11 protein-coding genes are annotated in these 12,482 nt (G+C 64.6%); 7 read left to right on the forward strand and 4 right to left on the reverse strand.

Annotated elements, in window-relative coordinates:
* Positions 1 to 75: 75 nt before the first annotated feature.
* The 3 genes from ACFFUC_RS08145 to ACFFUC_RS08155 form a co-directional block, all read right to left on the reverse strand.
* A complete protein-coding gene (locus ACFFUC_RS08145) occupies positions 76 to 1,035 on the reverse strand; it encodes a transglycosylase SLT domain-containing protein (RefSeq protein WP_377685304.1) in 960 nt (319 codons plus the stop codon).
* Positions 1,036 to 1,180: 145 nt separating this feature from the next.
* Positions 1,181 to 1,939, reverse strand: a complete 759-nt coding sequence (locus ACFFUC_RS08150; protein ID WP_377685306.1) for a L,D-transpeptidase family protein — start codon at positions 1,937 to 1,939, stop codon at positions 1,181 to 1,183.
* Between the two features lie 292 nt (positions 1,940 to 2,231).
* Positions 2,232 to 3,533: a D-amino acid dehydrogenase gene (locus tag ACFFUC_RS08155; RefSeq protein ID WP_377685197.1), complete on the reverse strand. Its 1,302-nt coding sequence runs from the start codon at positions 3,531 to 3,533 to the stop codon at positions 2,232 to 2,234.
* Positions 3,534 to 3,898: 365 nt separating this feature from the next.
* Between ACFFUC_RS08155 and ACFFUC_RS08160 the strand changes: the two genes are divergently transcribed.
* The 5 genes from ACFFUC_RS08160 to ACFFUC_RS08180 all read left to right on the forward strand — a co-directional run bounded on the left by ACFFUC_RS08160 (position 3,899) and on the right by ACFFUC_RS08180 (position 9,387).
* The gene (locus tag ACFFUC_RS08160) at positions 3,899 to 5,527 is read left to right on the forward strand and encodes an MFS transporter (RefSeq protein WP_377685199.1); all 1,629 of its coding nucleotides are present in this window, start codon (positions 3,899 to 3,901) and stop codon (positions 5,525 to 5,527) included.
* 96 nt (positions 5,528 to 5,623) lie between these two features.
* Positions 5,624 to 6,562, forward strand: coding sequence for an ABC transporter permease (locus ACFFUC_RS08165; RefSeq protein WP_377685201.1), 939 nt, complete (start codon positions 5,624 to 5,626; stop codon positions 6,560 to 6,562).
* Complete coding sequence (locus ACFFUC_RS08170; protein ID WP_377685203.1) at positions 6,559 to 7,383, forward strand: ABC transporter permease; 825 nt, start codon at positions 6,559 to 6,561, stop codon at positions 7,381 to 7,383. Before ACFFUC_RS08165 ends, ACFFUC_RS08170 begins: the two co-directional genes overlap by 4 nt.
* Entirely contained in the window at positions 7,380 to 8,975 is a 1,596-nt protein-coding gene (locus tag ACFFUC_RS08175) for an ABC transporter ATP-binding protein (RefSeq protein ID WP_377685205.1), read from the forward strand. Before ACFFUC_RS08170 ends, ACFFUC_RS08175 begins: the two co-directional genes overlap by 4 nt.
* Positions 8,976 to 9,042: 67 nt before the next feature.
* Positions 9,043 to 9,387 carry a TFIIB-type zinc ribbon-containing protein gene (locus ACFFUC_RS08180; protein ID WP_377685207.1) on the forward strand — a complete coding sequence of 115 codons (345 nt, stop codon included), beginning with the start codon at positions 9,043 to 9,045 and terminating at the stop codon, positions 9,385 to 9,387.
* Between the two features lie 117 nt (positions 9,388 to 9,504).
* Here ACFFUC_RS08180 and ACFFUC_RS08185 read toward each other — a convergent pair whose 3' ends face one another.
* Positions 9,505 to 10,467 carry an L-malyl-CoA/beta-methylmalyl-CoA lyase gene (locus ACFFUC_RS08185; protein ID WP_377685209.1) on the reverse strand — a complete coding sequence of 321 codons (963 nt, stop codon included), beginning with the start codon at positions 10,465 to 10,467 and terminating at the stop codon, positions 9,505 to 9,507.
* Positions 10,468 to 10,569: 102 nt separating this feature from the next.
* Between ACFFUC_RS08185 and dgcA the strand changes: the two genes are divergently transcribed.
* Both dgcA and ACFFUC_RS08195 read left to right on the forward strand, forming a co-directional pair.
* Positions 10,570 to 11,535 carry an N-acetyl-D-Glu racemase DgcA gene (gene dgcA, locus ACFFUC_RS08190; protein WP_377685211.1) on the forward strand — a complete coding sequence of 322 codons (966 nt, stop codon included), beginning with the start codon at positions 10,570 to 10,572 and terminating at the stop codon, positions 11,533 to 11,535.
* Positions 11,536 to 11,545: 10 nt separating this feature from the next.
* On the forward strand, positions 11,546 to 12,406 hold the full coding sequence (locus ACFFUC_RS08195) for a D-amino-acid transaminase (RefSeq protein WP_377685213.1): 861 nt from the start codon (positions 11,546 to 11,548) through the stop codon (positions 12,404 to 12,406).
* The last annotated feature ends 76 nt before the right edge of the window (positions 12,407 to 12,482 follow it).

The raw sequence follows: 12,482 nt of genomic DNA on the forward strand, positions 1-12,482 counted from the left end.
GGGGGGCTTTGCGCCCCCCGCACCCCCCGCAAGGTATTTGTGTCAAAGCGAAGGCTGCCGGCCTTTGGCGCCGCCTCAGTTCTTGAGCACGAGGCAGCGGCCGCCGAGGCTGCGCAAGCGGGTGCAAAAGGCATTCGCCTCGCCCTTGTTGCTATAGCCGAGCTGCGCCGTATAGACGCGGCGCTGCGAGCCGTTCAGGCGGCGCTGGACATAGCTCACCCGTTTGCCGCCGAGGATCGGACGCAATTGCCGGTTCAACCGCTGGATCTGCTGGTTGACCCCAGATTTGCTCGGATGCGAGGCGAGGATGACGCCATAGGGCCAAGCGCGCTGGGGCGTCTCGAATTCGTGGAGCTTGCGGTTGCCCGCCAAGGTGACACAGGCATCGTAGAAGGCTGCGGTCTTGTCGAGCCGGATGTCGACCTTCGAGGGCTCGGGCGGCTCGTCGCGCCAGATCCATGCGTTGTAGCCGGTGATCGCCTCGACATAATCCTGCGTCTCCCAAGGGAGCGAGCCGCCGGTGGTTTTGAAGCGCGAGGCGCGGCCCTCGCCGCCGTTATAGGCGACAGCGGCAAGGCCGATATTGCCGAAACCATCGGTCAGCTTGCGCAGATAACCTGCCGAGGCATCGATTGCCTTGGCGGGGTTGAAGGGATCGTCGAGGCCGACGAGATCCGCCGTGCCCGGCATGAATTGCGCGATCCCCTGCGCGCCGACGGGGCTGACCGCGCTCGGCTCAAACAGGCTTTCCTTCCACAGCAGGCGCGCGAGGAAGTGGGGGTTGATGCCGTGATGGCTCGAGGCATCCTCGATCGTGCGGCAGACATCGGGGATATAATTGGTCAACGTTATGCAATAGCGCCCGTCGGCGGTGCAGCGGCGCTCCTTGCTGTCCTTGCGCGTGGCGGGATCGGCTTTGGCCGGCACTGCGCGCGGAGCGGGGATGCCGTAAAGCGCATCGATCGCCTCGTAGCCCGCGGCAGGCAAGGCGGTCAGGCCGATCAGGGCGGCAAGGATGAAACGACGCAGCGACACGGACAAAGGGACCTCATGACAAATGCGGCGCGGCGGGCCGGGGCCCCTGCCCGTCGCCGCGGCATTCACGCGACATCATGCTGAAAAGCAAGACGCGCGCCCAGAGCATTTCGGGCGCGCGCCGGATTTCGTTTGAAGCGCGCGATCAGTTGCGCACTGCGGCCTCTTGGACGACGGCAGCGGCTTGCGCCTCGGCCTCGGGGATCAGGTAGCCGTCCGGCGTCGCAATCTGGCGGCCTTCAAGCGCGATGCTTTCGGCCTGGCTGCGGACCTTGACGTTGGTGCCCATCGGGGTCTCGTCGAAGAGATCCATGATGTCCTGGTTGAAGAGGCGGATACAGCCGGCCGAGGTGGCCTTGCCGATCGAGCTCGGGTCCATCGTGCCGTGGATGCGGTACATCGTGTCGCGGCCACCCTGATAGAGGTAGAGCGCACGCGAGCCGAGCGGGTTCGAGGCGCCGCCGGGCAGACCGTTGCGCAGGTGGCCGTAAAGCTCGGGCTCGGTGCGGACCATATTGGCGGTCGGCGTCCACGAGGGCCAAGCGGCCTTGCGGCGGATCGTGGCATTGCCTTTGAAGCCGGTACCGGCGCGGCCGACCGCAATCCCGAAGCGCATCGCCTCGCCATTTTCCATGACGTGGTAGAGCAGGCGGGCATAGGGGTCGACGACAATGGTGCCGGGTGCTTCGGGGCCGTTATAGGCCACGCGCTGACGCGAGTTGCGCTCGTTGAGATAAGCGGGACGCACAGCGGGAATATCGATAGCTTGACCGTTCGGACCGGCGTCGACACGCGCTTGGTAGATATTGGGCGTCGTGGAGGCGGGCGTCAGTTGCTGTTGGGGCTGCGGAGCACAAGCCGCCAGGCCAAGGGCCAGAATCAGCGTCAGCGGGGCGATTCTCATCATGTTCTTCCTTCGTAACGCGGCCGCCCCTGAATCGAGGCCGCCGTGACAGCAGAAACGCAGGTTCCCGAATCCGGCCATGGGGCAGACCAAGACCGCGATTCGCATCCAGCATTTAAAGCCTGCCGGACAGGGAAGCCGCAAGGGCCGCCCCGATCTTGCGCGGTTTTCAGGTCACGACTGTTGCCATTTGGTTCGTTTTGCCTATCACGCCTGCGTGAGTTGCGGCAGGATGCGGCAAAACGCGCCGGCAGCCCGTAGGCACCGGCGCATCGTCATTGCCGCAGGGCGCTCAGGCCTGAACCGGCGCACCATGGCCCGCCAGGCGCGGCGCCATCTTCTGCGTGTAGCGGATATAGCCCAGATCCTCGTGCTCGATCTCGGGACGACGGCCCGACATCAGATCGGCCAGAACCCGACCCGAGCCCGCCGCCATGGTCCAGCCCAAAGTGCCGTGGCCACAGTTGAGGAAAAGGTTCGCAAGCGGAGTCGCGCCAATGATCGGGGTTCCGTCCGGCGTCATCGGGCGCAACCCGCTCCAGAACTGGGCCTTGTCGGTATTGCCCGCCCCGCCGAAGAGGTCATTGACCGACAGCGCCAAAGTCGCGCGGCGGCGCGCGTTCAGCGACGTGTCGAAACCGGCGATCTCGGCCAGCCCGCCGACGCGGATCCGGTCGCCCAAACGGGTGATCGCGACTTTATAGGTCTCGTCCATCACGGTCGAAACCGGCGCGATATCGGCGTTTTCGATCGGGATCGTCAGCGAATAGCCCTTGAGCGGATAGATCGGCAGCTTGATCCCGAGATGGCGCACGAGGAAGGGCGAATAGCTGCCCATCGCCAAAACATAGCGGTCCGCCGTGATGCGGCCTGCCGAGGTCTTGACCCCCGACACCCGACCGCCTTCGGCCTCGATCGCATCGATGCTGACGCCCCATTTGAAGGTCACGCCCGCTGCTTGGGCCATCGCGGCCAGCGCATTGGTGAATTTGAAGCAATCGCCGGTCTCGTCGCCCGGAAGGCGCAAACCGCCGGCGATCAGTTCTTGCGATTGGGCCAGCCCCGGTTCGGCGCGCACGCAGCCCGCACGGTCGAGAACCTCGAAGGGCACGCCGTCGGCCTGCAGAACCTCGATATCCTTCGCCACGGCAGCAATCTGCTTTTCGCTGCGGAAGACCTGCAACGTGCCCTGCATGCGCTCGTCATAGCGGATGCCGGTTTCGGCGCGCAAATCCTTGAGGCAGTCGCGGCTGTATTCGGCGACCCGCACCATGCGGCTCTTGTTCACCGCATAGGCGGTCGAGGTGCAGTTCTTGAGCATCTGGAGCATCCAGCTTGCCCGCTGCATGTCGAAACGCGGCTGCAAGACCAACGGCGCATGGCGCTGGAACATCCATTTGATCGCCTTGAGCGGGATCCCCGGCGCGGCCCAGGGCGAGGAATAGCCCGGCGAGACCTCGCCCGCATTGGCAAAGCTGGTTTCCAGAGCGGGGCCGGTCTGGCGGTCGATGACCGTCACCTCGTGGCCGGCCTGAGCCAGATACCATGCCGAGGTCACGCCGATAACGCCTGCGCCCAGAACCACAACTTTCATGACGGGAAACCCCTAAATGTCGAAACTTTCACAGGAGGATAAGCGTCTTGGCGAAAATTACTTCCCGTTCTTCATCACAAAAATACCCATAAACGCATTAATCATCGCCATGAAAGCCGTATGACCGAAGATAATTCGATGAATATGACAAACACCGCAACATTGACCCACATTTGCCTTGCGTTGCGGTCATATCGCCCAGCCGATTCCCGCGCCTCTCCGCTCCCCATCTCCCGCCTAGGGCCGCGATCATGCGCCGAAACCCGCTCCGACCGATCCAAGCGGCGCGCGCGGGGTTTCCGACGGATTGCCGCCACCGCAGGGAGTGCTAGACTTGTGCCAAGAAGCCAAGCGGATCCAGAGAGTTGCCGGACAAGAAGTCTCCCCTCGCCCCGTTTCGTCACAAAGACTTCAGAACGCTGTGGTCCGCGACGCTCGTCTCCAATTTCGGAGGTCTGGTGCAGGCGGTCGGTGCGGCATGGATGATGACGCAGCTCACCGATTCCCCGACGCTGATCGCCTTGGTGCAAGCCTCGAACACGCTGCCGATCATGCTCTTCGCGCTGGCCTCGGGTGCTCTGGCCGATCTTTTCGACCGCCGCACCTTGCTGATCTCGGCGCAGGTCTTCATGGCGGCGGTCTCGCTGGTCCTTGCCGTGGTGACATGGCAGGGGATGATGACGCCCTGGCTTTTGCTGTGCTTCACCTTCCTGATCGGCATGGGACAGGCGCTTTACAACCCGCCATGGCAGGCCAGCATGGGCGACCTTGTCCCGCGCGAGGATCTGCCCAGCGCGGTCACGCTGAATTCGGTCGGCTTCAACCTGATGCGCAGCGTCGGGCCGGCGGCGGGCGGGATCATCACCGCCGCTTGGGGCGCGGCCGCGGCCTTTACCGTCAATGCGCTCAGCTATGTACCGCTTTTGGGCGCGCTTTATCTCTGGCGCCCCGACATTCCCAAACGCACCACCGCGCGCGAGCCCTTCGGCTCGGCCATTCAGGCCGGCCTGCGCTATGTCGCGCTGTCGCCCAATCTGGTGCGGGTGATGATCCGCGCGGGGCTGTTCGGCTTTTCGGCGGTCTCGATTCTGGCGCTTCTGCCGCTGGTTGCGAAATCCCATCCCGACGGCGGCTCGCTGCTGTTCGGCCTGCTGCTGGGCTGTTACGGGCTGGGCGCGATCTTCGGCGCGATGGTGAACCCCTATATCCGCGAGCGCCTTGCGAACGAGATCATCGTGCGCATTTCCTTCGCCGCTTTCGCGCTGGCGGCGTTGGTGCTGGCCTTCACCGATTCCGTCTGGCTCCATGCGCTGGCAATCTTTCCGGCCGGCGCGGGCTGGGTGCTCGCGCTGTCGCTTTTCAACGTCTCGGTCCAGCTCTCGACCCCGCGCTGGGTGGTGGCGCGGGCCTTGGCGCTTTACCAGACGGCGACTTTCGGCGGCATGGCGGCAGGGTCATGGGTCTGGGGTTCGATCGCGAGCTCCTACGGCATCGACGCGGCGCTGGCCTGCGCGGCGGTTCCGCTACTGCTGGGCGCGGCGCTTGGCCATTGGCTGAGCGTGCCCGAATTCGGCTCGCTCAACCTCGATCCGATCAACTCCTTCCGCGAGCCGCAACTGCGTGTCGATCTGCGCGGGCGCTCCGGCCCGATCATGATCATGATCGATTACGAGATCGACCAGAACGACGTGCCGCAATTTCTTGACCTGATGGCCCAGCGCCGCACCATCCGCCGGCGCGACGGTGCACGCGGCTGGGCATTGCTGCGCGATCTGGAGAACCCCAACCACTGGTCGGAAAGCTACCATATCGCGACTTGGGACGATTACGTCCGCCACAACATGCGCCGCACCAAATCCGATGCGAAGGTCACCGAGCAGCTTGCCGCGCTCCATCGCGGCGAGGGCGGCCCGCCGGTCCACCGCATGATCGAGCGTCACAGCGTTGGTCCCGAAGACGACCTGCCCCTCATCGGCAAGTTGGAGGTTCCCTGACAAAGCCTGTTGCAGCCCTGCCCTTGCGCATGGCATTCGGCGCATGAAATCAACCGCGCCCTTTACGGGATCACGCCAGCTTCCTAGCGTTCCGAGATGATGGGATATGTACTTCGCCGCCTGATCTCGCTTGGTCTCAGCCTTGCTGTGGCCTCGGTGCTGATCTTTTCGGTGATCGCGATGATCCCCGGCGATCCGGCCAGTTTCATGCTGGGAACCGGCGCGCAGCCCGATACTTTGGCGGCTCTGCGCGAGCAATTGGGGCTGAACCTGCCCTTCGCGCAACGCTATCTCTCGTGGATCGGCGGAATTCTTCGGGGCGATTTCGGGCAGAGTTTCACCTACAAGACCCCGATTGCCGGCATGATCGCGACGCGGATGCAGGTCTCTTTGCCGTTGGCGGTGCTGGCGCTGGTGCTGTCGACGCTGCTGGCCTTTCCCATCGGCATGATCGCGGCGCGCTGGCGCGGGCGCGGAACCGACCGCGCCGTCATGGGCGTGACCCAGATCGGGATCGCGCTGCCGAATTTCTGGTTCGCGATGCTGCTGGTGCTGGTCTTCGCGGTGAAGCTCAGACTTTTGCCCGCAGGCGGCTTTCCGGGCTGGAGCGATCCTCTGGCCGCGCTGAAGGCCCTGACCCTGCCCGCCATCGCGCTGGCGCTCCCGCAGGCCGCGATCCTTGCGCGCGTGCTGCGCTCTAGCCTGATCGAGACGCTGGATCAGGACTATATCCGCACCGCCCGCGCCAAGGGGCTCTCGCGCGGCCAGACCCTGCGCCGCCACGCCCTGCGCAATGCCCTGATCCCCGTCCTGACCATTCTGGGCATGCAGTTCTCCTTCCTGCTGGCGGGCGCGATCATCATCGAGAACGTCTTTCACCTGCCGGGTCTGGGCCGGCTGATCTTTCAGGCCATCACCCAGCGCGACCTGATCGTGGTGCAATCCTCGGTCCTTGTCATGGTCGCGGCCGTGATCATCGTGACCTTCATCGTCGATCTCGGCTATGCGCTGGTCGACCCGAGGCTGCGCCGATGAGCAGGACGACGCGGGCAACCCTGATCCTTGGCGGCGCATTGGCCGGTGTCGCGATCCTCGCGGCTCTCCTGTCGCTGATCTGGACGCCCTATCCGGTGACGCAGCTCGCGATTGCCGACAAGCTCAAACCGCCCTCGGCGAGCCATTGGCTCGGGACCGACCATTTCGGCCGCGACATCTTGTCGATGGTGATGGTGGGGGCGCGGGTCTCGATCGCCGTGGCGCTGGTCGCGGTGGGGATCGGCATTTTGGCCGGAGTGCCTTTGGGGCTGATCGCGGCTGCGCGGCGCGGGTCATGGCTCGACGACCTGATCATGCGCGGCAACGATCTGGTCTTCGCCTTCCCGAGCCTCGTGATCGCGATCCTCATCACCTCGGTCTTCGGGCCGTCGGCCACCAATGCGATCATCGCGATCGGGATCTTCAACATCCCGGTTTTCGCCCGCATCACCCGCGCCGCGGCCATGCCGCTCTGGACGCTCGATTATATCCGCGCGGCCGAAGTCGCGGGCAAGGGCCCCGCCCGCATCAGCCTCGAGCACATCCTTCCCAATGTCGCAAATCTCCTGATCGTTCAGGGTACGATCCAGTTCAGCCTCGGCATCCTCGCCGAGGCGGGTCTGTCCTATGTCGGGCTCGGCGCGCAGCCGCCTACGCCAAGCTGGGGGCGCATGCTGGCCGAAAGCCAGACCATGGTGACACTCGCGCCCCATGTCGCGATCATTCCGGGCCTGTGCATCGTGGTCACGGTGCTCGGGCTCAACCTGCTGGGCGACGGGTTGCGCGATGCACTGGACCCCAGATTGCGCGAGCGCCCATGATCGAGATCCGCAACCTCTCGGTCGGCATCGGCACGACCCCGATCCTCGATGACATCTCGCTCAGCCTCAAGGCGGGCGAGATCACCGGACTGGTGGGCGAGAGCGGCTCGGGGAAGTCAATGGCGGCGCTGGCGGTGATCGGGCTTTTGCCGCGCCGTGCAGAGGCGACAGGCACGGTAGAATTCGCCGGCCGCAACCTCTTGACCCTGCCCGAGCGCGATCTTTGCGCCATCCGCGGCAAATCGATCAGCATGATCTTTCAGGAGCCGATGACCGCGCTCAATCCGCTGATGACCATCGGCGATCAGGTGGCCGAGGTCTTGCGCATCCACGAGAACCTGCCCCGCGCCGAGGCCTTGACGCGCGCGCGCGAACGTCTCGACCGCGTGGGCCTTGCCGAGCCGCGCTTTCCGCTGACGCTTTACCCGCACGAGCTCTCCGGCGGCCAGCGCCAGCGTGTGGCGATCGCGCTGGCCATTGCCACGCGCCCCGCCCTGCTGATCGCCGACGAGCCGACGACCGCGCTCGACGTGACCACGCAAGCCCAGATCCTGACGCTGCTGCAGGGGCTGGTGCGCGACGAGGGCATGTCGCTTTTGCTCATCACCCATGATCTCGCGGTGGTGGCGGGGATTGCCGATCAGGTCGCGGTGATGAAATCGGGCAGGATCGTCGATCTCGCGCCGACCGAGCGGCTCTTTCGCGACCGGCCCCACGCCTATACCCGCCAGCTTTTCGCCGCCTCGAACCATCAACCGCCGCTGATCGAGGCACCGGCTCGCGACGGCGCACCGCTTTTGGTGGTCGAGAATGCGGTGCGCGACTATCACCTGCCGCGCGGCACGTTGGAGCGCGGCCAGCGGCTGCGCGCGGTCGATCACGCGAGCCTCGAACTGGGTGCGGGCGAATCGCTGGGGCTGATCGGAGAATCGGGCTGCGGGAAATCGACGCTGACGCGGGCCATTCTCGGCCTCGACCCGCTTCAAGGCGGGCGCATCCTGCTTGACGGCGAGCCTGTGCAGGCCGGACGCCGGATGACGAAAGCGATGCGCGCCAAGATGCAGGTCGTCTTTCAGGACCCGTTCGGCAGCTTCGATCCGCGTTGGCGCGTCGAAAAGCTTGTGGCCGAGCCCTTCCATCTCGCCGGCCGCCCCAAGGATTGGCGCGACCGCGTTGCCGAGACTTTGGCCGAGGTCGGCATCGGCCCCGAGGCGATGGGCCGCTATATCCACGAATTCTCCGGCGGCCAGCGCCAGCGCATCGCCATTGCCCGCGCGCTGATCATCCGGCCGCGCCTGATCGTGCTGGACGAGGCCGTAAGCGCGCTGGATGTGCGGGTGCGCGCGCAGGTGCTTGACCTTCTGGCGCGGCTGCGGCGCGATTACGGCATGGCCTATCTCTTCATCAGCCACGACCTCTCGGTGGTGCGCCAGATCACCGAGCGTGTCGCGATCATGGATCGCGGCCGCATCGTCGAGACCGGACCGACAATCGGCGTCATGGATGCCCCCAAACATCCCACCACCCTGCGACTGGTCGCCGCAGCCCCCCGAATTCCCGAGGAATGGCGGGTTTTCGACGAAAAGACTTGAGCCCCACACCCTTGTCGCACGGCACTCGCGCCCCCACGTCGAAGGCGGACAAGGACAGGAGCTCCATATGCAGTGCCCGATCGACGGTGAAACTCTGGCCATGAGCCAGCGCAACGGTGTCGAGATCGACTATTGCCCGAAATGCCGCGGCGTGTGGCTGGACCGTGGCGAGCTGGACAAGATCCTCGAGCGTGCCGCCGCCGAAGCGGCCCCCGCGCCGCGTCAGGAACCCGAGCGCCGCGAAGAACGCGGTGACGACCGCCGTTTCGACGACCGCCGCGATGACCGTCGTGATGATCGCCGCGACGACCGCCGCGATGATCGCGACGACTACCGTCGTTATGATGATGATTACGGTCACGGCAGAAAGAAAAAGCGCGAGTCGTTCCTGTCGGATCTCTTCGACTTCTGAGCGCTGTTCGGGGTCTTTGCGGGGGCCCCGAATGTAACAGGCCCCGCGCTGCCGCAGGGCCTGTCTCCTCCCCCATTTGGATGGCTTTGCCTCCCCGCGCAGCCATCCGGGTATTCGTCATGATGAAGCGGCGATCAGTTCTGCCTGCTTCACGATTACTTGTGCCTGACGAATGGACGCTATGTCAACAAGTCGACCGTTGTATACCGTCGCTCCGGCACCATTTTTCTTCGCTTCTTCCATTGCCGCAAGGATCTCGCGCGCCTCGCCTACGACCTTTTCATGAGGGGTGAAAATTTCATTGGCCAAAGCGATCTGCTTGGGGTGGATCGCCCATTTTCCGACCATCCCCAAAGTTGCCGAACGGCGGGCCTGGGCGCGGAAGCCCTCGTCGTCGCCGAAATCGCCGAAAGGCCCGTCGACCGGCAGAACGCCGTGGGTGCGGCAGGCGGCGACAATGGCGGCCTGCGCCCAATGCCACGGATCCGACCAGTATTTCGCGCCCTCATGGGCCATATAATAGTTTTCCTGCGTCCCGCCGATTCCCGTCGTCGCCATCCCCATCGAGGCCGCGAAATCCGCTGCGCCGAGGCTCATGGCCTGCAGGCGCGGGCTGGAGGCGGCAATGTCTTCGACATGCGAAACGCCGGCGGCGCTTTCGATGATGACCTCGAAGCTGATGCGCTTCTTGCGGCCCTTGGCGGCCTCGATCGCGCTGACCAAAGCATCCACCGCATAGACATCGGCGGCATTGCCGACTTTGGGGATCATGATCTGGTCGAGCCGGTCCGAGGCCTGTTCGAGCAGATCCACCACATCGCGGTACCAGAAGGGCGTATCGAGCCCGTTGATGCGCACCGACAGCGTCTTGTTGCCCCAGTCGATATCCCCGATTGCCTGAATGATGTTCTTGCGCGCCTGTTCCTTGTCGTCGGGCGCGACGGAATCTTCGAGATCAAGGTTGATGACATCGGCCGCCGAGCTTGCCATCTTGGCAAAAAGCGCCTCGCGCGAGCCCGGTCCGAAAAGCTGGCAGCGGTTCAGGCGCGCGGGTGCGGCAGGCTGGATGCGAAATGACATAGCGAACTCCGTGAGTAACGATATTACACCGATGCTTGCAGTCTTGTTAGATTGTTGCGCAGGCACCTTCAAGCCCATTTCGCAGTTGCAGAAAGATTTCCCATGATCATCCAAGCCCAGATGCGCCGCTATGCGTTCGACGGCCATTTCACCATCGCGCGCGGCTCTCGAACCCATGTCGAGGTCATCGAGGTCGCAATCACCCGCGGCGGCATCACCGGCATCGGCGAATGCGTTCCCTATGCGCGCTATGGCGAATCGGTGGAAAGCGTTTTGGCCCAGATCGGCGCGCTGCCCGAGGATGTGACGCTTGACGCTCTCCAGACGCTTCTGCCCGCAGGGGCGGCGCGCAACGGGGTCGATTGCGCGCTTTGGGATCTCGCGGCGAAAACGGCGGGACGGCCGGTCCATCAGCTTTTGTCCCTGCCCGCGCCGCACCCCCTGACGACGGCCTTCACCCTCTCGCTCGACACGCCCGAAGCGATGCGCGCCAAGGCGGCCGCCAATGCCGCGCGGCCCTTGCTGAAAATCAAGCTCGGCACGGCCGACGATCTGCCGCGTCTGCGCGCCGTTCGCGAAGGTGCGCCGGATGCCGCGCTGATTCTGGACGCGAACGAGGGTTGGACGCCGGAAAGCTATCTCGCGCTGGTGCCGGAACTGGCCGCGCTGGGGGTGGCCCTGGTCGAGCAACCCCTGCCTGCGGGCGCGGATGACGCCCTGCGCGACCTGCCCCGCCCTGTGCCGATCTGCGCGGATGAGAGCTGCCACGACCGCCACAGCCTGCCCGATCTCGCGGGAAAATATGATCTCATCAACATCAAACTCGACAAGACCGGCGGTCTGACCGAGGCTCTGGCCCTGAAAACCGAGGCCCTCGCGCAGGGTTTCGGTCTGATGGTCGGATGCATGGCTTCATCGAGCCTTTCGATGGCACCTGCCATGCTTGTAGCGCAAGGCGCGGCTTTTGTTGACCTCGACGGGCCGCTGCTTCTGTCGCAAGACCGCGAAAACGGGTTGATTTACGAGCAATCGAGGATCATTCCTGCAACGCCCGCTCTATGGGGATAGGAGAGATAGGATGACGCGTACAGTTTACCTCAACGGCGAATACCTGCCCGAAACCGAAGCGAAGGTCTCGATTTTCGACCGCGCCTTCCTGATGGGCGACGGCGTCTACGAGGTCGTCAGCGTTCTCGACGGGAAGTTGCTGGATTTCGAAGGCCATATGGTGCGCCTGCAGCGCTCGCTCGACGCTTTGGCGATGAAGAACCCGCTTGACGACGCGGCCTATCTTGCCGCGCAGCGCGAGCTGGTCGCGCGCAATGCGATCACCGACGGGCTGATCTATCTGCAGGTCTCGCGCGGGAACCCCGGCGACCGCGATTTCGCCTTCCCGCCCGCCGACACCCAGCCGACGCTGGTAATGTTCACCCAGTCCAAGCCCGGTCTGGCCGATTCCCCCGCCGCGAAAACCGGCATCCGCGTGATCTCGGTCGAGGATCTGCGCTGGCACCGCCGCGACATCAAAACCGTGCAGCTGCTCTACCCCAGCCTCGCCAAAATGGAGGCCAAGGCCGCAGGCGTCGACGATGCCTGGCTCGTCGAGGACGGCAAGGTGACCGAGGGCACCTCGAACAACGCCTATATCGTCAAGGACGGCACGATCATCACCCGCGAGCTGAGCCACGACATCCTGCACGGCATCACCCGCGCCGCCGTCCTGCGCTTTGCCCGCGAGGCGCAGATGAGCGTCGAAGAGCGCAGCTTCACCATCGAAGAGGCGCAGAACGCCGACGAGGCCTTCATCACCTCGGCTTCGGGTTTCGTGACGCCGGTCGTGGAAATCGACGGCGTGCAGCTTGGCACGGGCAAGCCCGGCCACGTCGCGACCCGCCTGCGCGAGATCTATCTCGAGGAATCGCGCAAGACCGCGCTGTAATCCTGCGCTGATCCCGAAAGGTTCGCCCGAAAAGAAACCCGCCGCCCGAAGAACCGGACGGCGGGTTTTTCATTCA

The organism is Paracoccus cavernae (assembly GCF_042430175.1).
In the GTDB taxonomy this organism is placed as follows: domain Bacteria; phylum Pseudomonadota; class Alphaproteobacteria; order Rhodobacterales; family Rhodobacteraceae; genus Paracoccus; species Paracoccus cavernae.

What these genes read in the sequence shown, in the direction of transcription:
- ACFFUC_RS08180 (WP_377685207.1), top strand. Translation starts at nt 9,043, where the DNA reads ATGCAGTGCCCGATCGACGGTGAAACTCTGGCCATGAGCCAGCGCAAC.
- ACFFUC_RS08175 (WP_377685205.1), top strand. Translation starts at nt 7,380, where the DNA reads ATGATCGAGATCCGCAACCTCTCGGTCGGCATCGGCACGACCCCGATC.
- dgcA (WP_377685211.1), top strand. Translation starts at nt 10,570, where the DNA reads ATGATCATCCAAGCCCAGATGCGCCGCTATGCGTTCGACGGCCATTTC.
- ACFFUC_RS08150 (WP_377685306.1), bottom strand. Translation starts at nt 1,939, where the DNA reads ATGAGAATCGCCCCGCTGACGCTGATTCTGGCCCTTGGCCTGGCGGCT.
- ACFFUC_RS08195 (WP_377685213.1), top strand. Translation starts at nt 11,546, where the DNA reads ATGACGCGTACAGTTTACCTCAACGGCGAATACCTGCCCGAAACCGAA.
- ACFFUC_RS08155 (WP_377685197.1), bottom strand. Translation starts at nt 3,533, where the DNA reads ATGAAAGTTGTGGTTCTGGGCGCAGGCGTTATCGGCGTGACCTCGGCA.
- ACFFUC_RS08165 (WP_377685201.1), top strand. Translation starts at nt 5,624, where the DNA reads ATGATGGGATATGTACTTCGCCGCCTGATCTCGCTTGGTCTCAGCCTT.
- ACFFUC_RS08185 (WP_377685209.1), bottom strand. Translation starts at nt 10,467, where the DNA reads ATGTCATTTCGCATCCAGCCTGCCGCACCCGCGCGCCTGAACCGCTGC.
- ACFFUC_RS08170 (WP_377685203.1), top strand. Translation starts at nt 6,559, where the DNA reads ATGAGCAGGACGACGCGGGCAACCCTGATCCTTGGCGGCGCATTGGCC.